23 protein-coding genes, 1 tRNA gene and 1 pseudogene are annotated in these 23684 nt (G+C 72.7%); 10 read left to right on the forward strand and 15 right to left on the reverse strand.

Annotated elements, in window-relative coordinates; translation table 11 throughout:
* Positions 1 to 53 precede the first annotated feature (53 nt).
* Positions 54 to 1976, forward strand: a complete 1923-nt coding sequence (locus B9S57_RS17135) for a BTAD domain-containing putative transcriptional regulator (RefSeq protein ID WP_103516488.1) — start codon at positions 54 to 56, stop codon at positions 1974 to 1976.
* Here B9S57_RS17135 and B9S57_RS17140 read toward each other — a convergent pair.
* Genes B9S57_RS17140 through B9S57_RS17155 form a run of 4 tightly spaced genes read right to left on the reverse strand, consistent with a single transcriptional unit; the run spans position 1883 to position 5431 of the window.
* Positions 1883 to 2782 (reverse strand): 1,4-dihydroxy-6-naphthoate synthase, encoded by a 900-nt coding sequence (locus B9S57_RS17140; protein ID WP_103516448.1) that lies wholly within the window; start codon positions 2780 to 2782, stop codon positions 1883 to 1885. The genes B9S57_RS17135 and B9S57_RS17140 overlap by 94 nt on opposite strands.
* Positions 2754 to 3467 carry a futalosine hydrolase gene (locus tag B9S57_RS17145; protein WP_103516449.1) on the reverse strand — a complete coding sequence of 238 codons (714 nt, stop codon included), beginning with the start codon at positions 3465 to 3467 and terminating at the stop codon, positions 2754 to 2756. The genes B9S57_RS17140 and B9S57_RS17145 overlap by 29 nt, the downstream gene beginning before the upstream one ends.
* Positions 3468 to 3493: 26 nt before the next feature.
* Positions 3494 to 3976, reverse strand: coding sequence for a DUF2771 domain-containing protein (locus B9S57_RS17150; protein WP_103516450.1), 483 nt, complete (start codon positions 3974 to 3976; stop codon positions 3494 to 3496).
* 27 nt (positions 3977 to 4003) lie between these two features.
* Entirely contained in the window at positions 4004 to 5431 is a 1428-nt protein-coding gene (locus tag B9S57_RS17155; protein ID WP_103516489.1) for an MFS transporter, read from the reverse strand.
* A 452-nt stretch (positions 5432 to 5883) separates the two neighbouring features.
* On the opposite strand from B9S57_RS17155, the gene B9S57_RS17165 reads away from it, so the two are divergent.
* Both B9S57_RS17165 and B9S57_RS17170 read left to right on the forward strand, forming a co-directional pair.
* Positions 5884 to 6816, forward strand: coding sequence for a DUF3027 domain-containing protein (locus B9S57_RS17165; RefSeq protein ID WP_181011375.1), 933 nt, complete (start codon positions 5884 to 5886; stop codon positions 6814 to 6816).
* A 249-nt stretch (positions 6817 to 7065) separates the two neighbouring features.
* On the forward strand, positions 7066 to 10251 hold the full coding sequence (locus B9S57_RS17170; protein WP_103516451.1) for a sacsin N-terminal ATP-binding-like domain-containing protein: 3186 nt from the start codon (positions 7066 to 7068) through the stop codon (positions 10249 to 10251).
* A gap of 19 nt (positions 10252 to 10270) precedes the next feature.
* Here the strand turns inward: B9S57_RS17170 and B9S57_RS17175 are convergent, their stop codons facing one another.
* Positions 10271 to 10534: a hypothetical protein gene (locus B9S57_RS17175; protein WP_103516452.1), complete on the reverse strand. Its 264-nt coding sequence runs from the start codon at positions 10532 to 10534 to the stop codon at positions 10271 to 10273.
* A gap of 259 nt (positions 10535 to 10793) precedes the next feature.
* Between B9S57_RS17175 and B9S57_RS17180 the strand changes: the two genes are divergently transcribed.
* Positions 10794 to 11660, forward strand: a complete 867-nt coding sequence (locus tag B9S57_RS17180) for a DUF5707 domain-containing protein (RefSeq protein WP_103516453.1) — start codon at positions 10794 to 10796, stop codon at positions 11658 to 11660.
* On the opposite strand, the gene B9S57_RS17185 is transcribed toward B9S57_RS17180, so the two are convergent.
* Both B9S57_RS17185 and B9S57_RS17190 read right to left on the reverse strand, forming a co-directional pair.
* Positions 11661 to 14069, reverse strand: coding sequence for an HAD-IC family P-type ATPase (locus B9S57_RS17185; protein WP_103516454.1), 2409 nt, complete (start codon positions 14067 to 14069; stop codon positions 11661 to 11663).
* Between the two features lie 212 nt (positions 14070 to 14281).
* A complete protein-coding gene (locus B9S57_RS17190; RefSeq protein ID WP_103516455.1) occupies positions 14282 to 14569 on the reverse strand; it encodes a DUF2530 domain-containing protein in 288 nt (95 codons plus the stop codon).
* 187 nt (positions 14570 to 14756) lie between these two features.
* Between B9S57_RS17190 and B9S57_RS17195 the strand changes: the two genes are divergently transcribed.
* Positions 14757 to 16208, forward strand: coding sequence for an NCS2 family permease (locus B9S57_RS17195; protein WP_103516456.1), 1452 nt, complete (start codon positions 14757 to 14759; stop codon positions 16206 to 16208).
* Between the two features lie 58 nt (positions 16209 to 16266).
* Here the strand turns inward: B9S57_RS17195 and B9S57_RS17200 are convergent, their stop codons facing one another.
* Positions 16267 to 16482 (reverse strand): hypothetical protein, encoded by a 216-nt coding sequence (locus B9S57_RS17200; RefSeq protein ID WP_181011376.1) that lies wholly within the window; start codon positions 16480 to 16482, stop codon positions 16267 to 16269.
* 134 nt (positions 16483 to 16616) lie between these two features.
* Here B9S57_RS17200 and B9S57_RS17205 point away from each other — a divergent pair, with 134 nt between their 5' ends.
* The 3 genes from B9S57_RS17205 (at position 16617) to thpR (ending at position 19162) form a co-directional block, all read left to right on the forward strand.
* Entirely contained in the window at positions 16617 to 17057 is a 441-nt protein-coding gene (locus B9S57_RS17205; protein ID WP_103516457.1) for a MarR family winged helix-turn-helix transcriptional regulator, read from the forward strand.
* Positions 17058 to 17151: 94 nt separating this feature from the next.
* On the forward strand, positions 17152 to 18486 hold the full coding sequence (locus B9S57_RS17210; RefSeq protein ID WP_103516458.1) for an MFS transporter: 1335 nt from the start codon (positions 17152 to 17154) through the stop codon (positions 18484 to 18486).
* A gap of 103 nt (positions 18487 to 18589) precedes the next feature.
* On the forward strand, positions 18590 to 19162 hold the full coding sequence (gene thpR, locus B9S57_RS17215) for an RNA 2',3'-cyclic phosphodiesterase (protein WP_103516459.1): 573 nt from the start codon (positions 18590 to 18592) through the stop codon (positions 19160 to 19162).
* Between the two features lie 147 nt (positions 19163 to 19309).
* On the opposite strand, the gene B9S57_RS17220 is transcribed toward thpR, so the two are convergent.
* The 3 genes and pseudogenes from B9S57_RS17220 to B9S57_RS34485 all read right to left on the reverse strand — a co-directional run bounded on the left by B9S57_RS17220 (position 19310) and on the right by B9S57_RS34485 (position 20656).
* Positions 19310 to 20305, reverse strand: a complete 996-nt coding sequence (locus B9S57_RS17220) for an aldo/keto reductase (protein ID WP_103516460.1) — start codon at positions 20303 to 20305, stop codon at positions 19310 to 19312.
* Positions 20306 to 20351: 46 nt separating this feature from the next.
* Positions 20352 to 20537: pseudogene (locus B9S57_RS35525) on the reverse strand (prolyl aminopeptidase); the annotation flags it as partial.
* Entirely contained in the window at positions 20486 to 20656 is a 171-nt protein-coding gene (locus tag B9S57_RS34485) for a hypothetical protein (RefSeq protein WP_181011377.1), read from the reverse strand. The pseudogene B9S57_RS35525 and the gene B9S57_RS34485, both read right to left, overlap by 52 nt.
* A 40-nt stretch (positions 20657 to 20696) precedes the next feature.
* On the opposite strand from B9S57_RS34485, the gene B9S57_RS17230 reads away from it, so the two are divergent.
* Positions 20697 to 20770 (forward strand) — tRNA-Trp (locus B9S57_RS17230).
* Positions 20771 to 20801: 31 nt separating this feature from the next.
* Here the strand turns inward: B9S57_RS17230 and nadE are convergent.
* Entirely contained in the window at positions 20802 to 21632 is an 831-nt protein-coding gene (nadE, locus tag B9S57_RS17235; protein ID WP_103516461.1) for an ammonia-dependent NAD(+) synthetase, read from the reverse strand.
* A gap of 80 nt (positions 21633 to 21712) precedes the next feature.
* Positions 21713 to 22294, reverse strand: coding sequence for a hypothetical protein (locus tag B9S57_RS17240; RefSeq protein WP_103516462.1), 582 nt, complete (start codon positions 22292 to 22294; stop codon positions 21713 to 21715).
* A 214-nt stretch (positions 22295 to 22508) separates the two neighbouring features.
* On the opposite strand from B9S57_RS17240, the gene B9S57_RS17245 reads away from it, so the two are divergent.
* The gene (locus B9S57_RS17245; protein ID WP_103516463.1) at positions 22509 to 23003 is read left to right on the forward strand and encodes a hypothetical protein; all 495 of its coding nucleotides are present in this window, start codon (positions 22509 to 22511) and stop codon (positions 23001 to 23003) included.
* 22 nt (positions 23004 to 23025) lie between these two features.
* Here B9S57_RS17245 and B9S57_RS17250 read toward each other — a convergent pair whose 3' ends face one another.
* A complete protein-coding gene (locus tag B9S57_RS17250; RefSeq protein WP_103516464.1) occupies positions 23026 to 23412 on the reverse strand; it encodes a VOC family protein in 387 nt (128 codons plus the stop codon).
* Positions 23409 to 23669, reverse strand: coding sequence for a helix-turn-helix domain-containing protein (locus B9S57_RS17255; protein ID WP_103516465.1), 261 nt, complete (start codon positions 23667 to 23669; stop codon positions 23409 to 23411). Before B9S57_RS17255 ends, B9S57_RS17250 begins: the two co-directional genes overlap by 4 nt.
* Between the last annotated feature and the right edge of the window lie 15 nt (positions 23670 to 23684).

Raw genomic sequence — 23684 nt, forward strand, 5'->3', positions numbered from 1 at the left:
GACGCGGCTTCCGGCCGGGCACCGAACCGAGTCGATGTGCGGTGGTGGCGGGCATGACGGAATTCCTGGTCCTGGGCTCCCTGGAGATGCGGCGGTCCGGCGAAGTCGTGCCCGTACGGGGCATGCGGCAGCAGAAGCTCCTCGCGCTGCTCCTGATCGGCGCGGGCCGGGTGGTCCCGGTGGACTTCCTGGTGGACGAGCTGTGGGACACCCCTCCGTCGTCCGCCCGTACACAGGTCCACAACGCGGTCCACGACCTGCGGCGCATCCTGCCGGTGGGCGGCGGGAGCAGCCTGGTCACCGCGGACATCGGATACCGGCTCACCGTCCCCGGCGGCGCCCTCGACATGCACCTCTTCACCTGCCGGGTCCGCGCGGCCAAGGCGGCGGAGCGGGAGGGGCGCCTCACCGAATCGGTCCGACTGCTCCAGTCGGCGGTGGACCTCTGGCGCGGCGACGCCTTCGTCGGGATCAAGTGCTCCGCCGTCCTCGGTGCCGCGGTGAAGCTCGACGAGCAGCGGCTGACCGCGATCGAGGACCTCATGGCCCTGCGCCTGAGGGCGGGGGAGGGAAGTTCGCTGGTCGGTGAATTGCACGCTCTGATCGCGAGGTACCCGCTGCGGGACGCCCTGCGCGGCAGCCTGATGACCGCGCTCTGCCGCAGCGGTCGCCAGGCCGACGCCCTCGCGGTCTACGACGAGGGAAGGCGCCACCTCGCGGAGGAGCTCGGACTCGAACCCGGTTCCGGGCTGCGGGCCCTGCACGCGGAGATCCTCGCGGACTCCCCGGCCGTCCACGGCGCGGTGAGGCACGACACGACCGGACGGGAGGGCGAGATGCCCGCGCCCCCGGCCGGGGCACCCGCCGCTTCCGGCCCCGCCGGCCGGAACTTCCTGCCGCGCGACCTGCCCGACTTCACCGGTCGGACCACCGACCTGCGCCGTCTGCTGGACGCCGTCGGGCGGGGCGGCGCCGGCGCGCCACGGGTCGTCGCGGTCGACGGCACGGCCGGCGTCGGCAAGACCGTCCTGGCGGTGCACGCCGGGCACCGGCTCGCCCCGGACCACCCCGACGGGCAGTACGCCGTCGAGCTGCACGGCTTCAGCCCGCTGCGGGGGCCGGTGACGCCCGAGGAGGCCCTGGGTACGCTCCTCCAGGCCGACGGGATCGCCGCGGACGCGCTCCCGGTGGGACTGGCGCCGCGCAGCGCCCTGTGGCGGTCGAGGCTGGCGGGCCGGCGCAGCCTGCTGATCCTCGACGACGCGCTGGACACCGGGCAGATCCGCCCGCTGCTGCCCGGCACGGGCGGGGTGACAGTGCTCGTGACCAGCCGACGCAGGCTCACCGCGCTGGACGGTTCGGTCCCGCTGTCACTGGATGTGATGCCGCAGGAGGACGCCGTCACCCTGTTCGGCCGGATCACGGGGGAGGAGCGGGCGGCCCGGGAGCCGGACCAGGTCGCGCGCGCGGTCGAGCTGTGCGGGCATCTGCCCCTGGCCGTCCGTATGGCCGCGACCCGGCTGCGGGACCGGCCCGCGATGAGGGCCGGGGACCTCGTCACCCGTCTGACGGGCACCACGAGCCGGATGCGCTGCCTGCGGACCGCCGAGCGCGACCTCATGCCCCTGCTCCGTGTGTCGTACCTGCGTCTGAGCCCTGCGGAGCGGCGGTACAGCCGGCTTCTGAGCCTGCACCCCGCGGCCTCCTTCGACCTGGACAGGGCCGCGGCCGTCACCGGCCTCGGCCCCGACGACGCGGAGCAGCTCGTCGACGTCCTGCTCGACAACAATCTGATCCGGCAGGACGCCGCCGCCCGCTTCTCCTTCCACGCACTGGTCCGGGACTGCACCCGTGAGCTGCCCGTGGAGGAGGAGGCGCGGGGTCAGCGCCCGGTGACGGACAACGCGTCCGGGGCCAGTGCCGGGACGAGGCCCTCGGCCGCCGCCCGGGTCAGCAGGCCCCGGATCGCCGCGTAGCCGCTCTCGCCGAGGTCGGCGGTGAATTCGTTCACGTAGAGACCGATGTGCTGGTCGGCGACGGCCGGGTCCATCTCCTGGGCGTGCTCCAGGACGTACGGGCGCGAGCGCTCCGGGTCGTCCCAGGCCATCCGCACCGAGGCGCGGACCGACGCCGCGAGGCGCTCCAGGGTCTCCTGGCCCAGCGAGCGCTTGGCGATGATCGCGCCGAGCGGGATCGGCAGGCCGGTGGTCGACTCCCAGTGCTGCCCCATGTCGGCGAGGCTGTGCAGCCCGTAGTTCTGATAGGTGAAGCGGGCCTCGTGGATCACGAGCCCGGCGTCCACCCGGCCGTCACGCACCGCGGGCATGATCGCGTCGAACGGCATGACGACGATCTCGCCCACGCCGCCCGGCACGACCTCGGCCGCCCACAGCCGGAACAGCAGATAGGCGGTGGAGCGCTCACTCGGCACGGCGACGGTCTTCCCCGTCAGGTCCGTGCCCGGCTCCTTCGTGAGGACGAGCGGTCCGCAGCCACGCCCCAGGGCGCCGCCGCACGGGAGCAGGGCGTACTCGTCGAGGACCCACGGCAGGACGGCGTAGGAGACCTTGAGCACGTCGAACTCGCCGCGCTCGGCCATGCCGTTGGTGAGGTCGATGTCGGCGAAGGTGACGTCGAGCGCGGGGGCCCCGGGGACCCGCCCGTGTGCCCAGGCGTCGAAGACGAAGGTGTCGTTCGGGCACGGCGAGAAGGCGATCCGCAGCGCGGGGAGCGGTGCGCCGGTGCTCGGGGTGTCAGTCACGGTGTCGGCCGAGTCGGTCATGCGGGGTCCAACCTTCCACTACGGGTGCGGTCTTCCCGAACGCCTCGGTGAGCGCCGCGAGGGCGTCGCCGATGCGCCAGGCCTCGCGGTCGCGCGGCCCCACGGCGTTCGAGACGGCCCGGAGCTCCAGCGCCGGCACACCGAACCGGTCGGCGGCCTCCGCGACGCCGAAGCCCTCCATGGCCTCGGCGACGGCTCCGGGGTGCGCGGCCAGCAGCGCGGCGGTGCGGGCCGCGCTGCCGGTCACGGTGGAGACGGTGAGGACGGGGCCCGGCACGGCGCCGGTGGCCTCCGCGACGTCCCGTACGAGGGGCGCGGGCGGCACGAAGGTGTCCCGGCCGAAGCCGAGACCGGTGACGGGCACGAAGCCGTCCGGGGTCTCGGCCCCCAGGTCCGCCGCCACGATGCCGGTGGCCACGACGAGGGAGCCGACCGGTGCGGCGGGCGCGAAGCCGCCGCCGATCCCGGCCGAGACGACCAGGGCGTACGGCTCCGGGGCGCGGGCGAGGGCGCAGGCGGTGGCGGCGGCCGCTGCGGCCGGGCCCACACCCCCCGCGAGGACGTCGTAGGGCCCGGCCCGGTGCAGCTCGGCGCCCGGCACCTCGTGCACCTCCGGCTCACCCCCGAACGCACGCGTGACCGCGTCCCTTTCGGCCGGGACGGCGGTCACGACGAGCACACGCACAGCGGTGGTCCCTGGAGTCAGGGGGGTCAGGAGGTCTTCTTGAGCTGGAAGTGCCAGACGCCCGTGAGCTTCTGACCCTTGGTCTCGACGATGCTGACCTGCGTCTTGGACGCGGTGCTCTCGCCGGTCTGGCTGGCGAAGAAGGCGCTGCCGGGGATGGTCCGGTAGGTCTTCTTGTACGGCTCCTGCTCGGCCTGCTGGCCGTTGATGAAGAGGGTCCAGCCGTGGTCGGCGACCTCGGGGTCGACACCGAAGTGGACCTTGTCGTCCATCGCGACCTCGACGGACTTCTCCGCCTTCTTGTTGAGGCAGCCCTGGATCTCGGACTCCTTGAGGGCGTCGCCGTCGTTGTAGCAGGCGGCCTCGGTGCTCACCGAGTTGTCGCCGACCGTCACGGTGGCGAGCGGCGTCGGCTTGTCGCAGGCGGACAGGACAAGGAGTCCCGCGGACACGGCACCAAGAGCGACGCCGATTCGACGGCCCTTACCGGAGAAGAACGCAACGGTCATGCGCCGAAGGTTATCGGTCGGTGCCGCTCACGCCACGCGGGGGTGCGGTGAGCCGCGCCGGGCGGCCCCCAGGAGGCCCCGTACGGAGGCGGTCGCACCGAGGGCGAGGAGCCCGGCCGCGACCGACATGCCCAGTACTCCGTTGAGGGGGAGCGCGATGCCGATCGCCCCGCCGACGACCCAGGACATCTGGAGCAGCGTCTCCGACCGGGCGAAGGCCGACGTGCGCACCTCCTCCGGCACGTCGCGCTGGATCATCGCGTCCAGCGACAGCTTGGAGAGCGCCTGGGTGAATCCGGCGACCGCGGCCAGCGCGGCGACCATCACCGTGCTGAAGAAGACCGCGGCGAGCACGGCGACGCCCAGGGCCAGCCCCAGCACCGTCGCGACGATCACCTCGGGGCCGCGCGCCCTCAGCCATGAGCCCACCGCGGTCCCGCACGCGTTGCCCGTGCCCGCGGCGACGCCGACGATGCCGAGGGAGACGGCGGCGCTCTGCCCGGCGAGGGGGTGCTCGCGCAGCAGGAACGCCAGGAAGAAGATGAGGAAGCCGGAGAGCGCCCGGTGCGCGGCGTTCGCCTGGAGACCGTGCAGGACGGACGGGCCGACGGACCGCAGCCCCGGCGGCTTCTCCCGCCCGCGCCTCCTCCGGAGCGTGCTGCCGCCCCTGCCGCCCTTGGGGGTGCGGGGGAGCGGGGCCCGTGCCGCCTCCTCGTGCGGGACGACGAGGCGGGCCTTGCGCTCGCCCTTGGCGGAGTCGACCTTGTGGGGCAGCGTGAAGGCGAGGACGGTCCCGCCGAGGAAGATCGCGCAGGCGCCGTAGAGCGGCCAGGGGGATCCGATGGTCTGCAGCCCCGCCCCGATCGGAGCCGCGATGCCGGTGGCCAGCAGCCCGGCCAGGGTGACCCGCGAGTTCGCCTTCACCAGGGAGAAGCGGGGCGGGAGGAGCCGGGGGACGACGGCGCTGCGCACCACCCCGTACGCCTTCGAGCAGACCAGGACGCCGAGGGCCGCCGGATAGAGCTCCAGGCCGCCCGTGGCGACCGCGCCCGACATCGTGATCGCGAGCACCGCACGGGCGAACATCGCGCCGGCCATCGCGGCGCGGCGGCCGTGCGGCAGCCGGTCCAGGAGCGGGCCGACCACCGGGGCGAGCAGGGTGAAGGGGGCCATCGTGACGGCGAGGTAGAGGGCGACGCGCCCGCGTGCCTCGTCGGTCGGTACGGAGAAGAACACCGTGGAGGCGAGCGCCACGGTGATCATGACGTCGCCCGCGCCGTTGACCGCGTGCAGTTCGATCAGCTTGCCGAGGCCGGACTCGCCCGCCCCGTGGGCGTGGGTCGCCTTGCGGATTGCTCGCGCGGTGCCGGTGAACGGGGCGCGCAGGGCACGGCCCATCGCCCGGCCCGCCCTGCGGAGCGGACCGGATCCGTCGGACGACCTGGCGGCAGCCACGTGGTCATAGTGCCCCACCCCCCGCCGTCACGAACCCATGATCGGGCCGGGGCGTGGCGCGGGGGCGCTCCGTCGGGTGAGTCGTCCCCGGGCGGGAGATGGCCGGGATGCACCATCGGTCCCGGGCGGATCCCGGGCGGATCCGGCTCGGTCCGGAGCGGATCGGGGGGCTTTCCGGAAGGGTTCCGGTCCACTTTGGGACGGGCAGGTGGGCGTGGGGCGGCGGAGAGGGTAGCGTGCACTCACGCGCCACCGGCGGTTGTTCTTGGCCGCGCGCCTCTCCGCGATCCCGCAGAATGGGTGGCAGAAGGCGCGCCCGAGGCAGGCACAACGGGTGTGGACGTCGACGCGGCCCCCAGGTCCGCTCCGCTCACAACTGTCATGGCCGAAATCGGACATCGATGGGGCTGCTGGCGCGCTCGTGAGACGGCGTATGGAGAGAAGCGAGACCTGTGAGTGCTGCGACGACGCGAAGCCGTACGGCCCGTACCCCCGCCCCCGACCGCCTGTGCGCCGAGGCGGTAGACCTCGCACGCGCGGCGGCCGAGGAGGCCGCCGCGCCCGGAGTGGTGGGTGAGCACGTGGCGCTGGTCTCCGAGGGAGACCGGGTCGTCACCCACTACTTCGAGTCCAAGGAGCCCGGCTACCGGGGCTGGCGCTGGGCGGTGACGGTCGCCAGGGCCTCCCGCGCCAAGAACGTCACCCTTGACGAAACGGTGCTGCTGCCCGGCTCCGACGCGCTCCTGGCCCCCGAGTGGGTGCCCTGGAGCGAGCGCCTGCGGCCGGGCGACATGGGGCCCGGCGACCTCCTGCCCACCGAGGCGGAGGACCCGCGCCTGGAGCCCGGCTGGACGGGCGAGGACGAGCCCCTGCCGAACTCCGCCGTCTCCGAGGTGTCGCAGGAGCTGGCCGCTCTCGCCGACACCGAGGACGCGGAGCTCACCACGCTGCCCGCGACGAGCAGGGGCTCGATCGCCTCGGTCGCGGACGAGCTCGGCACGCGGCGTGCGCGGGTGCTGTCCCGGTACGGCCTGGGTCAGGCGGCGGACCGGTGGGACGAGGAGTTCGGCGCGAGGACACCCATGGCGCAGGCCGCGCCCGCGTCCTGCGTCACGTGCGCGTTCCTGGTGCCGATGGCGGGGTCCCTGAAGCAGGCCTTCGGGGTCTGCGCGAACGAGTTCGCCCCGGCGGACGGCCGGGTGGTCTCGCTGTCGTACGGCTGCGGGGGGCACTCCGAGGCGGCGGTCATGCCGAAACCGCCCAAACCGGCGCCGCACGCCTTGGACACGATGAAGGTGGACGACTACCCGCTGCGTCCCGCGGACGACTCGGGCTCGGTCCCGTTCCGGCCGGACGGCTCGACGGAGGACCTGGGCCACTCCTGACGCTCCTGCCCGCCGCCGGGGCGCACCCGCGCCCCGGCGGCGGTCCTGCCCCGGTCCTTCTCCTCGTCCGGGTGCGCCGGAGCTCCCTCCGGGCGATTCCGTCCCTTCCGGTGAATTGCGGACGACGCCCCGGGCGGGGGCGCGCGGCCGTGGCCCGGTGCGGGGCGCGGGCGTGGTTCCCGGTCGCGGTACCTTCGGGCGCACACTGGGCGTCACGGGTCACCGGAAGAGCGGAGTACGAGCGTGGGCATGAATGCGACCGAGGGGGCCGATCCGTTCGGGACGGCGCGACTGCGGCGCGGCGTGCTCGACGCCTGGGGCGCCGGCCCCGCCCGCTTCCGGGAGGACGCCAACGCCGAGGAGGACCTCGCCCTGGGCGGCTACCGCGACCGCCTGGTCGTCGAACTCGCCCAGAACGCCGCGGACGCCTCCGCGCGCGCCGGCGTCCCCGGACGCCTCCGGCTGACCCTGCACGCCGCGGAGGGCAAGGGCGGTGACGGTCCCGCGGTCCTGGCCGCCGCCAACACCGGTGCCCCCCTCGACGCGACCGGCGTGGAGTCGCTGAGCACCCTGCGCGCCTCCGCCAAGCGCGAGGGCCACGAATCGTCCGTCGGCCGCTTCGGCGTCGGCTTCGCCGCGGTGCTGGCCGTCAGCGACGAGCCCGCCGTGATCGGGCGCCACGGCGGTGTCCGCTGGTCTCTCGCCGAGGCCCGTGACCTCGCACGGCAGGCGTCCGTCGGCAGCCCCGGTCTCGGCGACGAACTGCGCCGCCGCGACGGCCATGTGCCGCTGCTCCGGCTGCCGCTGCCCGCCGAGGGCACGGCGCCCGACGGTTACGACACCGTTGTCGTCCTGCCCCTCCGTGACGGTGTCGCCGAGGACCTGGTGGGCAGGCTGCTCGACGGCGTCGACGACGCACTGCTCCTGACGCTGCCCGGCCTCGACGAGCTCGTGATCGAAACCCCCGACGGCGTCCGGACGTTGCGCCGCTCCCAGGACGGCCCGTACACGCACATCGACGACTCCGTGCGCGGCCTGCACCGGTGGCGCACCGTCGCGGACCAGGGACCCCTGGAGCCGGCCCTGCTGGCCGACCGGCCCGTCGAGGAGCGGCTCCGGCCGCACTGGTCCGTGACGTGGGCCGTGCCGGTGGACGAGGACGGAGCGCCCCAGCACCCCCGTACGGCGCCCGTCGTGCACGCCCCGACCCCCACCGACGAACCCCTCGGCGTCCCCGCGCTGCTGATCGCCTCGCTGCCGCTGGACACCGCCCGCAGGCACCCCGCGCCCGGCCCGCTGACCGACTTCCTGGTGCAGCGCGCGGCCGACGCCTACGCGGAGCTGCTCGCCGGGTGGGAACCCGTCTCCGTCGCGACGATCGCCCTGGTGCCGGGGGCGCTCGGCAACGGGCCGCTCGACGGCGCCCTGCGGGCCGCGATCCTGGAGCGGCTGCCCCGCGTCGCCTTCCTGGAGCCGGCGGCTCCCCGGGACCCGGCCGAGTCGGCGGGCCAGTGGGACGACTGGGACGGCACCGGTGCCCCGCGCCGGGACACGACGGCGCTGCGCCCGGTCGAGGCCGAGGTGGTCGAGGGCGTGGGCGCCGAGACCGTACGGGTCCTCGCCGAGGTCCTTCCCTGCCTGCTGCCCGCCGGTCTCGAACGCCGGGCGGAGCTGCGCACGCTCGGGGTCGCCCGGGTCCCGCTGACGGAGGCGGTCGACCGGCTGGCGGGCCTGGAGCGTGACCCGGAGTGGTGGCGGCGGCTGTACGACAGCCTCGCCGGTGTCGACCCGGACCGGCTCTCCGGCCTGCCGGTGCCCCTCGCGGGCTCCGCGGACGCGCCCCGCACCACCATCGGCCCCCGCCAGGTCCTCCTGCCGCTGCCGGACGCGCTGACCTCGCCCGTCCTCGACCGGCTGGCCCGCCTCGGGCTGAAGGTGGCCCACCCGGACGCCGCGCACCCCCTGCTGGAGAAGCTCGGCGCGCTGCCCGCCACGCCCCGCGCCGTCCTGACCACCCCTCAGGTGCGGGCGGCCGTCGCCGGTTCGCTGGACGCGGGGGAGATCTGGGACGAGGACGCCCTGGACGGCGACGAGCTCGCCGACACCGTCCTCACGCTCGTGCGGGACGCGGACCTCACGCCCGGCGACGAACCCTGGCTGGGTGCGCTCGCTCTGCCCGACGAGGACGGTGAACCGGCGCCCGCCGGTGAGCTCGTGCTGCCGGACAGCCCGTTCGCGCAGGTGATGCGCGAGGGCGAACTCGCCTTCTGCGACGCCGGGCTGGCCGAACGCTGGGGCGAACAGCCCCTGACCGCCTGTGGGGTGCTGGCCACCTTCGCGCTCGTACGGGCCGCCGACGTCGTCCTGGATCCGGACGAACTGGAGCCCCGCGACAGCGACTTCGCCGAGCCCGACGACGCCGGCCTGCTCGACGCCGTCGACGTCTGGTGCGAGGACGTGCTGGACCAGCTCCCGGACTCCCCGGTACCGCCGGTCGCCACCGAGCTCGTCGCCGTACGCGACCTGGACCTCGTCGACGACGACGCCTGGCCGCAGGCGCTCGCGATGCTGGCCCGCCCTCCGCTGCGCGACGCGCTGACCCAGCCGGTGCGGGTGCTGCTCCCGGACGGCACGACGCAGTCGGTACGCCCCTACACCGCGTGGTGGCTGCGCGATCACCCCGTGCTCGACGGACGGCGCCCTGCCGGACTGCGCGCGGCGGGCGGCGACCCGCGACTGGCGGGGCTGTACGACTCCGCGGACGCCACCGGCTTCGACGACGCGCAGGTGCTGCGCGCCCTCGGCGTGCGGACCTCGGTGGCCGCGCTCCTGGACGAGCCGGGCGGGGCGGCCGAACTGCTGGGGCGCCTCGCGGACGAGGATCGTCCCGTCGGCCCCGTGCAGCTGCACTCGCTCTACACGGCGCTCGCCGAGCTGGACCCCGAACAGGTGACGCTGCCCGACGAGTTGCGGGCCGTCGTGGACGACGAGGTGCGGGTCGCCGACGCGGCGGACGTCGTGATCGCCGATGCCCCCGACCTCCTGCCGCTGACCGGCGGCCTCCCGCTGCTGCCGGTGGCTCCGGCGCGGGCGGCCGAGCTGGCGGACCTGCTCCAGGTGCGGCGGCTCGGCGAGAGCGTCGAAGCCGTGGTGACGACGGAGGGCGAGGAGCACCAGGTGCCGGACTCCGTGCGCGCCCTGCTCGGCGCCGGGACGCCCGACACCTACATCGAGCACGGCGAACTGCGGGCCGGCGGCGTCGAGCTGGACTGGCGCCGCACGCCCGACGGGGTGGTCCACGCCTCCACGCTGGAGGGGGTCGCCGCAGGTCTCGCCTGGGCGGCCGGGCAGTGGCCGCGCCGCTTCGAGGTGGCCGCGCTGCTGGAGGACCCGTCCCGCACGGAGGAGCTGGCGCGGGACCGCTGGTTCGACTGAGCGGACCCGGCGCCCCGCCTCACAGCTCCTTGACGTACCGGTTCGCGTGGGTGAGCGAGGCGAGGGGGTGGCGGTCGCGGACGGCCTTGACCGCCGCGACGTCTCCTCGCGCGTCGCGTACGGCGCGGACCTCGTCCGCGTCGACCTGGCCCCGGAACCCCTCGTAACTTCCATAGCGGTCCTGGAACGCGCGCTTGCGTCTGCGGAGGAGGCGGTCACCGGCGAACGCCGAGGCCGCTCCGACGATTCCGACGGCGATGACTCCGGTGAGCGGGTCGAGCATCCGTGTCTCCTCCGGGGCACGCTCCTGCCGGAGGCGGCCGTGTGTGGAAGCTAGGGCGCAGGTCCGTGGAGGGCCTGCCTGTTCAGCACAGCCCGTCAGCCTGGCGGGTGATGTGATCTTCACATAAAAGTCGCCGAATGGGCACAACCCTTCACGCGTGTGAACAGTCTCTGTCTGTGGAGTCAGCAGACTCACCGACCACATGGGGACCGTCGGACGCGGGACTTGCCGCGGGCCCCCTTCTCCACCTGGGGAACACATGCGTATGCGTGCCACTGTCGCCGCTCTCTCCGGCGCCCTGGCTCTGTCCGCTCTCGCCGTTCCGGCGGCGCAGGCGGGCGACCAGGCCGTTCCGGGCCTGGACAAGCCCACCGCGGCCGACGTGTTCGGCACCGGGGCCAAGGCGCCTCGCGCGGTCTCGCGCGCCGCGGTGGCGACCCCCGTCATCTCGAAGGTCGTCGTCAACGGCGGCAAGGACGTCGTCGTCGGCACCACGGCAGCGAAGACGTTCACCGTCTCCGTCACCGCCTCGCACCCGTCCGGCATCGTCGACGGCTACATCGACCTCTGGCACGGCACGAACCTGGACGAGGGTCTCGACGGGGTGCTGCTCCCGAACGAGGAGGCGGCGACCTGCAAGAACTCCAGCGCCACGACCGCCACCTGCTCCATGACGATCACGGCCTACCCCGGCTACGACCTGTACAAGAACCTGCTGGCCGGCACCTGGAAGGTCACCGCGGGCGCGCTCGCGGGCGACCTGACCTCGGTCGCGTGGAACGACTACCAGGCCACGGCCCGGGTCCAGCGACTCTCCAAGCTGACCGTCAACGCCGCGCCGGAGCCCGTCAAGAAGGGCGCGACCATCACGGCCACCGGCAAGCTGTCGCGCGCCAACTGGGAGAACGGCACCTACATGGGCTACACCGTGCAGCCCGTCAAGCTCCAGTTCCGCAAGAAGGCCAGCAGCACCTACACCACCGTCAAGACCATCAACACCAACAGCACCGGCTCGCTGAAGACCACGGTCAAGGCCGTGGAGGACGGCTACTGGCGCTACAGCTTCGCCGGCACGTCCACCACCCCGGCCGTCACGACCGCGGGTGACTTCGTCGACGTCAAGTAGTCACGGGCGGAAGCGGCGGCCGACCAGCCTCCAGGCCAGTTCCAGGACGGCCGCCGCGGCCGCCGCGATCGCCACCGCCGCCCACGGCATGGTCGTGCCGACCAGCCTCAGCGCGAAGAAGTCCTGGAGCCACGGCACGGCGAGCACGATGAGGAAGCACAGGCCCATCGCCGCCACCAGGGCGATCCGCCACCAGGTGTACGGGCGGGCGATGATCGCCAGGACCCACATCGACACCAGGAACAGGGTGAGCGTCGCGGCGCTCGTCTCCGCCTCCAGCGCGCCGGTACCGGCGTAGTGGTGACGGGCCAGCAGATACGTGGCGAAGGTGGCCGCCGCCGCGATGGTCCCGGACGGGACGGCGTACCGCATCACCCGGCGTACGAAGTGCGGCTGGGCCCGCTCCTTGTTGGGCGCGAGCGCCAGGAAGAAGGCGGGGACGCCGATCGTCAGGGTGGACAGCAGCGTGAGGTGGCGCGGCAGGAACGGGTACTCCACCTGGAAGCAGACCACCAGGATCGCCAGCAGCACCGAGTAGACCGTCTTCGTCAGGAACAGGGTGGCGACCCGGGTGATGTTGCCGATGACCCGTCGGCCCTCGGCGACGACCGACGGCAGCGTGGCGAAGCTGTTGTTCAGCAGCACGATCTGGGCCACCGCACGGGTCGCCTCGGAGCCCGAGCCCATCGACACCCCGATGTCCGCGTCCTTCAGGGCGAGCACGTCGTTGACGCCGTCGCCCGTCATGGCGACCGTGTGCCCGCGTGACTGGAGGGCCGCGACCATGTCCCGCTTCTGCTGCGGGGTGACCCGGCCGAAGACCGCGTTCCGCTCGATCTCCGTCGCCATGTCGTCCCGGTCGTCGGGCAGCCGCCTGGCGTCCACGGCACGCTCGGCACCCGGCATCCCCAGCTTCTGCGCCACCGCGCCGACCGAGACGGCGTTGTCGCCGGAGATGACCTTCGCGGCGACGTCCTGGTCGTCGAAGTAGGCCAGGGTCTCCCCGGCGTCGGGCCGCAGCCGCTGCTCCAGGACGACGAGGGCGGTGGGCAGGGCACCGGAGGCGGCGTCGGGGGCGTCCAGCGCGCCCCGCGCCCTGGCGAGGAGCAGCACCCGCAGCCCCTGCTCGTTGAGGTGGCCGGTCTCGGCGAGGGCGGGGTCGTCGGCGGACAGCAGCACGTCGGGGGCGCCGAGCAGCCACGCGGACGCGTCGCCGTTGCCCTCGGTGAAGGCGGCGCCGCTGTACTTGCGGGCCGAGGAGAAGGGCATGGCCTGGGTGACGCCCCAGCCCTCGCCGTCCGGGTGGGCGTCGATGATGGCCTGGAGGCTCGCGTTGGGCCGCGGGTCGGAGGCGCCCAGGGCGCCCAGGACGCGGCGGACGTAGCCCTCGTCGGAGCCGTTCAGCGGGCGGACCTCGGTGACGTCCATGCCGCCCTCGGTGAGGGTGCCGGTCTTGTCCAGGCAGACGATGTCGACCCTGGCCAGCCCTTCGATGGCGGGCAGCTCCTGCACGAGGCACTGCTTGCGGCCGAGCCGGATGACGCCGATCGCGAAGGCGACCGAGGTGAGGAGGACCAGGCCCTCGGGGATCATCGGGACGATGCCGCCGACCGTGCGGGCGACCGAGTCCTTGAAGTTGTTGTCCTTGACGACCAGCTGGCTGATGATCAGCCCGGTCGCCGTCGGCACCATCATCCACGTCACGTACTTGAGGATCGTGCTGATGCCGCTGCGCAGCTCCGACTGCACGAGGGTGAAGCGGGACGCCTCCTCGGCCAGCTGTGCGGCGTAGGCCTCGCGCCCGACCTTGGTGGCGGTGAAGGCCCCGCCGCCCGCGACGACGAAGCTGCCCGACATCACGGGGTCGCCCGGCCGCTTGATCACGGGGTCGGCCTCGCCGGTCAGGAGCGACTCGTCGATCTCCAGACTGTCGGCCTCGACGACCGTGCCGTCGACGACGGCCTTGTCCCCGGGCCCCAGCTCCACCAGATCGCCGAGCACGATCTCCGAGACGGAGATCTCGGCGGAGGCGCCGTCTCGGCGCACGGTCGGCTTCGCCTCGCCGATCACCGCGAGGCCGTCCAGGGTCTTCTTGGCCCGCCACTCCTGGACGATGCCGATCCCGGTGTTGGCGATGATCACGAAGCCGAAGAGGCTGTCCTGGATCGGCGCGACGAGCAGCATGATCACCCAGAGCACGCCGATGATCAGGTTGAAGCGGGTGAGGACGTTCGCGCGGACGATCTCGCTGACCGAGCGGGACGAGCGGACCGGTACGTCGTTGACCTCGCCCCGCGCGACCCGTTCGGCGACCTCCGCGGTGCTCAGCCCGTCCGGAGGCGCGGGCGCGGGAGAGCTCTTCGTGGGGTCCGGCTGCTCACCGGAGGAGTCGAGTGCCCGCTGCGTCATGATTCCGACCGTACGGGCGGACGGGGCGATTCACCCGCCGGGTGCCGGAAGATCCGACCGGGGGAGGACCGGGACGGTCCCACGGTCGTACGCCGGGCCGTCCGTCCCACGGCGTACACGGGGCCGTGGGCAGCCTTGCTGTCGTACGCCGGGCCGCCGCGCCTGCTGTCGTTCGCCGGGCCCGCTGTCCCGCCCCGCCGGGCGGCCGGGCGTCAGTGGTGCGTGCCGCCGGACGTGGACTCCTCGGCCGAGCTCTGAGCCGCCGCCCGCTTGATCGCGGCGTCGCGTCCGCGGACGTACCAGATGCCGATCAGGCCCAGACCGGCGCCGGCCAGGCAGACCCAGATCCACCAGGCGTGGCCGCGGTCGTCGAACCAGCCGTAGAAGGGGACCTGCACGACGAAGAGGACGAACCAGAGGATCGTGCCGCCGGTGACGGTGGCGACGACGGGGCCCTCCAGGGGCTCGGGTGCCTCGTGCTTGGGTGTCCACTTCTCCATGGGATCAGCTTAGTGGGGTGCCGGACGGACCCGTCGCAGGCCAGTCGGCCCAAGGATCTACGCGCGGAGATAGCGATCTTTCGCTTATGTATTCATACTGAATCTGGTTACGGATGACTCGATTTATTCGTATGAACATCCAAGCGCGACTGGTTTTCATCCCCCGATGCACGACTGAAGGTCATACATGTCCTCCTCGGCCACCGCTCCGGTCGATCAGCCTCCGATGCCGCAGCAGCCGCACGGCGTCCTTGATCGTTACTTCAAGATCTCCGAGCGGGGGTCGACGGTCGCGCGCGAGGTCCGTGGTGGTCTCGCCACGTTCTTCGCCATGGCGTACATCATCGTGCTCAACCCGATCATCCTCGGCAGCGCCAAGGACATGTACGGGCACCAGCTCGACGGTGGCCAGCTCGTCACGGCCACGGTGCTGACGGCCGCGTTCTCCACGCTGCTGATGGGCGTCATCGGCAACGTGCCGATCGCGCTCGCCGCCGGTCTCGGCGTGAACACCGTCGTCGCCCTCCAGCTCGCTCCCCGGATGAGCTGGCCGGACGCGATGGGCATGGTCGTCCTCGCGGGCATCGTCGTCATGCTGCTGGTCGCGACCGGGCTGCGCGAGCGGGTGATGAACGCCGTGCCGAAGTCGCTCCGCAAGGGCATCGCGATGGGCATCGGCCTCTTCGTGCTGCTGGTCGGCCTGGTCGACTCGGGCTTCGTCTCCCGTATCCCGGACGCCGCGCACACCACGGTCCCGCTCCAGCTCGGCAGTGACGGCCACCTCAACGGCTGGCCGGTCCTGGTCTTCATCCTCGGCACGCTGCTCACCCTCGCGCTGATCGTCCGCAAGGTGCCGGGCGCGATCCTGATCTCCATCGTCGCCATGACGGTCGTCGCGCTGGTCATCGACGCGGTCGCGGACCTCCCGGCCGGCGCCTGGGGCCTGACCGTCCCGGAGTGGCCCGGCAACCCCGTCGCGTCCCCGGACTTCGGGTTGCTCGGCAAGGTCAGTCTGTTCGGCGGCTTCGGGAAGGTCGGTCTCCTGACCGGCGTCCTCTTCGTCTTCACCGTGCTGCTGTCCTGCTTCTTCGATGCGATGGGCACCATCCTCGGCGTCGGCGACGAGGCGAAGCTGATGGACAAGGACGGCCACTTCCCGGGCATCAACAAGGTCCTCCTCGTCGACGGTGTGGCCGTCGCCGCGGGTGGTGCCACATCCTCCTCCGCGTCGACCTGCTTCGTGGAGTCCACGGCGGGCGTCGGTGAGGGCGCGCGTACGGGCCTCGCGAGCGTGGTGACCGGGCTGTTCTTCGCGGTGGCGCTGTTCCTCACGCCGCTGGCGACGATGGTTCCCTCGCAGGCGGCCACCCCGGCGCTGATCGCGGTCGGTTTCCTGATCCTCGCGGGCAACGTGCGGGACGTGGACTGGAGCGACTACACGCTCGCCATCCCGGCCTTCATGGCCATGCTGATGATGCCGCTCACGTACTCGATCACCAACGGCATCGGCATCGGCTGCATCGCCTTCAGTGTGATGCGCCTGGCGGCCGGTCGCGGCCGGGAGGTCCCGGCGGCCATGTACGTGGTGTCCGCGGTCTTCGTCTTCTACTACGCGATGCCGGCTCTCGGCCTCACGTAAGCACGTCAGGAGACGTCTGCGCGCCCGGACGTCCCCACCCCTGCGGGGCGGAACTCCGTCACGTGACCCGGTCGGCCGGGTCCGCGTGACGGGGCTCCGCCCCGTAGAACTTCTCCGTCTCGTCGACGGCGGCGTTGAAGCGCTCGTCGAAATCGTCGCGTACGAGCGTCCGGACCACGTAGTCCTGGACGCTCATGCCGCGTCTGGCGGCGTGTCGGCGGAGCCGGTCGAGCAGCTCACCGTCCATGCGCAGGCTGAGCACTGTCGATCCCATGCCAAGCAGGGTCGCGGCACACATGGCTCCTGCGCGCCGCTTTCCGCCCCATGCTCACTCGTTCGGGTGATCAGTCTCTCGCGCGTGTACCACCGGCTGGTATTTAGCATTGCTAATGAGTTACGCTAAGGAACATGCCTGACCTGATCCACGACGGTGAGAGTGCCGCCGCCGTGAGCTCCCTTCGCTCCGCCGTGATGCTGCTGGGTCGACGACTGAAGCACCAGCGTGTCGACGAGTCGCTGAGCCCCACCGAGATGTCGGTGCTCGGCACGCTCGCCCGTTGCGGTTCCGCCACACCCGGTGAGCTGGCCCGCAAGGAGCACGTGCAGCCGCCGTCGATGACCCGCATCGTCGCGCTGCTGGAAGCCAAGGGCCTGGTCAGACTGGAACCGCACCCCGATGACCGTCGGCAGAAGATGGTCAGCCGGACCGAGCAGGCGGAAGCCATGCTCGCCGAGTCCCGCTCCAAGCGGAACGCCTGGCTGGCCGGCCTCGCCGAGGGCCTGGACGAGGACGAGTGGGAGAAGCTGCGGGCCGCCGCGCCCGTGCTGGAGAAGCTCGCCCACCTCTGACCCCGGGGCGCGCGCGGGCCACCGGCCCGCGGCGTCCGCCCGGTCACGTACCCGTCAGTCCGAACGTCGTATACGCCCGAGGAGGCGAACCCTTTTGAGTACGGGATCCGGAGCAGACTCCGCCCCCGCACCGACTTCCACCCACGAGAGCAAGACCGGCGGGACCTTCTCGTCGCTGAAGATCCGCAACTACCGCCTGTTCGCCACGGGCGCCGTGATCTCCAACACCGGTACCTGGATGTCCCGCATCACGCAGGACTGGCTCGTCCTGAGCCTCACCGGGTCCGCCGCCGCCGTCGGCATCACCACGGCCCTCCAGTTCCTCCCGATGCTGCTCTTCGGCCTGTACGGCGGAGTCATCGCCGACCGGCTCCCGAAGCGGCGTCTGCTCCTCATCAGCCAGGCAGCGCTCGGCCTGTGCGGCATCGCACTCGCCGTCCTGACCCTCTCCGGCGTCGTCGAGGTCTGGCACGTCTACCTGATCGCCTTCCTGCTCGGCATGGTGACCGTCGTCGACAACCCGGCGCGGCAGTCGTTCGTCTCCGAGATGGTCGGCCCCGCGCAGCTGCGCAACGCGGTCAGCCTGAACTCGGCGAACTTCCAGTCCGCCCGGCTCATCGGCCCCGCCGTCGCGGGTGTGCTGATCACGACGGTCGGCAGCGGCTGGGCCTTCATGCTCAACGGACTGTCCTTCATCGCACCGCTCGTCGGCCTGCTCATGATGCGGACGAGCGAGCTGCACGCGTCCGTGACCGTGAAGCGGGCCAAGGGCCAGCTGCGCGAAGGACTGCGTTACGTGTCGGGCAGACCCGAGCTGATCTGGCCGATCGTCCTGGTCGGCTTCGTCGGCACCTTCGGATTCAACTTCCCGATCTGGCTGACCGCCTTCGCGGACGAGATCTTCCACGGCGGCGCCGGGATGTACTCGTTCTTCAACATCCTCATGGCGGCCGGCTCCCTGGCCGGAGCCCTGCTCGCCGCCCGCCGCCGCTCCTCGCGGCTGCGGATGCTGGTGGCCGCGGGCACCCTGTTCGGTGTCCTGGAGATCGCCGCGTCGCTGTCGCCGTCCGTCTGGCTCTTCTCGCTGCTGCTCGTCCCGATCGGCATGATCGGCCTGACGACCAACATCAGCGCCAACACGAGCGTCCAGATGGCCGCGGACCCGGCGATGCGGGGCCGGGTGATGAGCCTGTACATGATGGTCTTCGCCGGGGGGACGCCCGTGGGGGCCCCGATCGTCGGCTGGATCAGCGACGTCTACGGCGCCCGGACCGGGATGGCCGTCGGCGGGGCGGTCTCGATGCTGGCCGCGCTCGGCGTCGGCTTCGCCCTGACCCGGGTCGGCGGCCTGCGCCTCAAGGTCGACCTGCGCCCGGGCCGTCCGCACGTGCGGTTCGTCCCGCGCGAACAGCTGGCGACGGCCGCCTGAGCCCTACCGCGCATGCCGCCCCCTCCACGCCGGAGAGGGCGGCATCGTCGTTCCCGGGTGGCGGGGGCCCCGGCTCCCACGGGAGCGCTGGGACACTCTCCGCATGAGCAGTCAGAGACTCTTCGCCGCCGTCCTGCCACCCGGCCGTGCCGGGGACGGGCTGGCCGGGGCCGTCGCCCCGCTGCACGGTCTGCCGGGGGCCGTGAACCTCCGCTGGACCGCGCGGGCGGGCTGGCACTACACCCTGGCCTTCCTCGGGAACGTCGACGAGGAGCTGCTGCCGGAGCTGTACCTCCGGCTGGAGCGGGCCGCACACCGGACACAGTCCTTCCCGCTCCGGATCCACGGCGGCGGACGCTTCGACGGGCGGGCGCTGTGGGCGGGGGCGGCGGGGGACCTCGACACGCTGAGGCTGCTCGCGGAACGCGCCCACGCCGCCGCGAGGAGGGCCGGGGTGCCGATGGAGGAGCACCGCCGCTACACCCCGCACCTCACCCTCGCCCGGAGCCGGGTCCCGGCCGACCTGACGCCGTACACGGCGGCGCTGGAGGGCTTCGAGGGGATGCACTGGGAGGCCGGGGAGCTCAGCCTCGTACGCAGCAACCTGCCCGTGGACGGGGTGCCCGGGGAGCAGCCGAGGTACGAGGTGGTGCGGGCCTGGCCGCTGGGCCGGTGAGCCGGGCGGTTACGCTCGTCGGGTGGATCCCAAGACCAGAAACCGCATCATGGCGGCCGTGCTCGTGCTGATGTTCGTCGTCGTGGCGGCGGCCTCCGCCCTCGGGGGCTGACCCCGGGGCGAAGGCCGCACGCGCCGGTCGCGTTCCTACCAGGCGAAGTTCTCCGGCGACGGGCCAGGACCCGGGAAGATCTCGTCCAGGGCCGACAGCACCTCGTCGGAGAGCTCCAGCTCCACGGCGCGCACCGCCGAGTCGAGCTGCTCCTGGGTGCGCGGGCCGGAGATCGGGCCCGTGACGCCGGGCCGGGTCAGCAGCCAGGCCAGGCCGGCCTCGCCGGGCTCCAGGCCGTGCTTCTCCAGCAGGTCCTCGTACGCCTGGATCTGCGCCCGGACCTTCGGGTCGGCCAGGGCGTCGCCGGAGCGTCCTGAGGTGGACCGGGCACCGCTGCCCTCGCGCTCCTTGCGGATCGCGCCGCCGAGCAGCCCGCCGTGCAGGGGCGACCACGGGATGACACCGAGGCCGTACTCCTGGGCGGCCGGGATGACCTCCATCTCGGCCCCGCGCTGCATCAGGTTGTAGATGCACTGCTCGCTGACGAGGCCGTAGCCGCCCCGCTGACGGGCACGCTCGTTGGCCTGGGCGATCTTGTAGCCCGAGAAGTTGGACGATCCCGCGTAGAGGATCTTGCCCTGCTGGATCAGTACGTCGATGGCCTGCCAGATCTCGTCGATCGGGGTGTCCCGGTCGACGTGGTGGAACTGGTACAGGTCGATGTGGTCCGTCTGCAGCCGCTTGAGGCTGGCGTCGACGGCGCGGCGGATGTTGAGGGCGGAGAGCTTGTCGTGGTTGGGCCACGCCTCGCCGTCGGCGCCCATGTTGCCGTAGACCTTGGTGGCGAGCACGACCTTGTCGCGGCGGTCGCCGCCCTGCGCGAACCAGGTGCCGAGGATCTCCTCGGTACGGCCCTTGTTCTCGCCCCAGCCGTAGACGTTCGCGGTGTCGAAGAAGTTGACGCCCGCCTCCAGGGCGGCGTCCATGAGCGCGTGGCTGTCGCTCTCGTTGGTCTGGGGGCCGAAGTTCATCGTCCCCAGCACGAGGCGGCTGACCTTGAGTCCGGTGCGTCCGAGCTGCGTGTACTTCATGACCCCCAAGACAACTCCTTCGAGCGCGCTCGAAGCAAGCGCCGGCTCAGCCGCGCCGTGCGAAACGGTCCGGCGCGGCCAGCACCGCCCGGGACGTCGCCGGGCCGCCGGTGCGGCCCGCGCCGTCGATCACGGTCAGCTCGGCGTCCGGCCGGGCCTTGGCCGGCTCCCATGCCGTGGTCAGCGGGGAGCCCAGGTCGAAACGGCCGTGGACCAGGACGCCGGGGATGCCCGGATGCCCGCCGGGTTGCCGCAGACCTCCCGGTACACGCGGTTGCCGTCGCCGACATCCAGCATCCCGTGGTCGTAGGGCTCGATCGGGGGGTACTTCTCGTCGGGCTTCCTGTCCATGGCTTCCTTCCCGGGGAGCGGGTAGGGTGCCGGTCCGGGCGGAGCCGTAGCGCAGAGGTCGTCGCGCCGGTCTCCAAAACCGTGAGGACGCCGGTTCGATTCCGGCCGGTTCCGCCCTTTTCCCGCACTCCGTGCGGTCGCCCCGCTACGGCACGAGCGGCAGCCGGCGCTTGTGGTCGGTGAGGCGGTAGCGGGCGGTGATCGTCCCGAAGGTCTGCTCGTCGACCGGCCTGCCCTCCAGGAAGTCGTCGATGGTGTCGTAGGTGACGCCGAGGGCGTGCTCGTCGGCCTTGCCCGGGTCGAGCGTCTCCAGATCGGCCGTCGGCACCTTCTTGACCAGCTCGGCGGGTGCGCCGAGCGTCTCGGCCACGGCGCGCACCCGGCGCTTGGTGAGCCCGGTCAGCGGGACCAGGTCGGCGGCGCCGTCACCGAACTTGGTGAAGAAGCCGGAGACGGCCTCGGCCGCGTGGTCCGTGCCGACGACGAGCCCGTTGTGCGCTCCGGCCACCGCGTACTGGGCGATCATGCGCTGCCGGGCCTTGACGTTGCCGACCACGAAGTCCTGGTGGTGCGGGTCGCGGAAGGACACGTCGCCGGTGAGCAGGGACGCCTGCATGGCGTCGGTCGCGGGCTTGATGTCCACGGTCAGCACCTGGTCGGCCTGGATGAAGGAGAGGGCGAGCTGGGCGTCGTGCTCGTCGGCCTGGACGCCGTAGGGAAGGCGCATCGCGTAGAACCGTGCCTCGTGGCCGGCGGCCCGGGCCCGCTCGACGGCGAGCTGGCACAGCCTGCCGGCGGTGGTGGAGTCGACGCCGCCGCTGATGCCGAGCACCAGCGAGCGCAGCCCCGTGGAGGTCAGCCGCTCGGTGAGGAAGGCCACCCGGCGTTCGATCTCCTGCTCGGCGTCGAAGGTCTCCGTGACCTCCAGCTCCCGGGCGATCTCCTGCTGCAGGGCGATGGACGCCGGCTCGCTCACGTCTGCTCCTCGGTGCGGTTCACGACGGTCTGTCGCGCCCAGCCTACCCAGGGGCGGAATCGGGCCGGTCCGGTGTGCCCTCAGCCTCTGACGGCCACGTGGTACGCGGACGCCCACAGGGCCACCGCGGCGGCCGGCCCCACCACGGCGCGCACGGCCTCGTCCGACAGGCCGGCCGCGACGAGTGCGAAGCCGACGACGGCGACGGCGCTCAGCAGCGCGGCCGTCCCCTTGTACTGCCACTGGTCGTAGAGGCGGGCCAGGGGGACGAAGTGCAGGCCCACGACCAGCGCGATGGCCGGCGGGATGAATCCGGGCCGGCCCGAGGCGTTGGCCGCGGCGATGACCGCGAAGATCGCCGCGAGCTCGACGACGTTCACGATGCCGACCGAACGCGCCCAGTTCCGGGGCAGGTCGACCATGCGCGGCGAGGGGGCGGCGCCCTTGCGGTAGGCGAGGAGGACGGCCGCCGCGGTGACGGGCACGGCGATGATCTCGACGGCCAGGGCCGCGGCGCCCGACCCGAGTCCGGATGCCCCGGCGAAGGCCCAGACCAGGGCGAACACTGACAGGACGACGGTGCCCCGGCGGCGCAGGGTGCGGGTGAGCGCGGCGCACTCGGCGTCCGAGGTCGTGGGCGTCGTGGGCGTCGGCTGGATCATGCGGCGAGGCTACAGCGGCCACCCGGGCCGGGCCGACGGGTTCGGGGCGGAGGCGGAATGCCTCCACTTGCGGAGGCTCCACGTCCGCCCGGCACCGTCCTGGTCCGCCCGGCCCTCGGCCGTGGTCCACGGGGTCGGGGTGCCCCCGCGCCGTCGTGAAAGGCTGGGAGCGGAGAGCCGGGCCCGGTGACCGGTACGAAGAGGAGGCGACGGCGTGGACGCGACCCCGCAGGTGCTGGCGGTGCTGGACGGGCTTCTCGCCTCCGCCGCCCCCGAAGAGCGCGGTGCGCTGTGGCATCTCGCCGAGCAGGGGCGGGAGTTGGACGCCAATGTCGTCCGCCTGCCGCCGGGTGCGGAGGTGGGTGAGCATCAGGAGGACGTCCTGGACGTGCTCCTCGTCGTCCTGGCGGGGAGCGGCCGGCTGCGGACGGGTGGCGGGGAGGTGCTGGACCTCGCCCCCACGACGGTCACCTGGCTGCCCCGCACCTCGCGACGTTCTCTGGAGGCGGGGCCCGAGGGGCTGGCGTACCTCACGGTGCACCGCCGCCGTCCCGGGCTGGCGATCACGCCGGCCGTCCGGGAGCCCGCGCGCGAGGGCGGCGAGGCCCCCTGCATGCTGGACCTGGTCTGCCCGGAGTGCGGGCGGCTGTCGGCCGACCGGGCGCCGGCCTTCTGCAGTGCGTGCGGGGAACCGTTCCCAAAGCGGTAGCCGTGGCCGAGGGCCGGGATCGCTACGCGCTGTGCAGGATCTGGATCAGGTTGCCGCAGGTGTCGTCCAGGACCGCGGTGGTGACCGGTCCCATCTCCAGCGGTTCCTGGGTGAAGCGCACGCCGAGCCCGCTCAGCCGGTCGAACTCCGCCCGTACGTCGTCCACGGCGAAGGCGGCGAGCGGGATGCCGTCCTTGGCCAGCCCGTCCCGGTAGGCCTGCACCACGGGGTGGCCGGAGGGCTCCAGCAGCAGTTCGGTCCCGTCGGGGGCCTCCGGCGAGACGACGGTCAGCCAGCGGTCATCGCCCAGCGGGACGTCGTGCTTCTTCACGAAGCCCAGCATCTCGGTGTAGAAGCGCAGGGCCTTCTCCTGGTCGTCGACGAAGACGCTGGTCCGGTGGATCTTCATGGGGTGCTCTCCGGGGTGTCGGGCCTGAGCCACCGGTTCGCGATGCGCTCAAGGGGTTCGGTGTTCAGGTCGTGGAACCCGTAGCGGCCCTCGCGCCGCGAGAGGACCAGGCCCGCGGATTCCAGGACGGCCAGGTGCTGGCTGATCGCCTGGCGGGAGAGTCCCAGCCCGTGCCTGGTCACCAGCCGCGTGCATATCTCGAACAGGGTCTGCCCTGCTCGGAGGGCGCGCCGCTCGGGCCGGGGGTGCCTGTCGATCGTGCGGAGGGTGCG

Source organism: Streptomyces sp. SM10, from assembly GCF_002910915.1.
Lineage (GTDB): Bacteria > Actinomycetota > Actinomycetes > Streptomycetales > Streptomycetaceae > Streptomyces.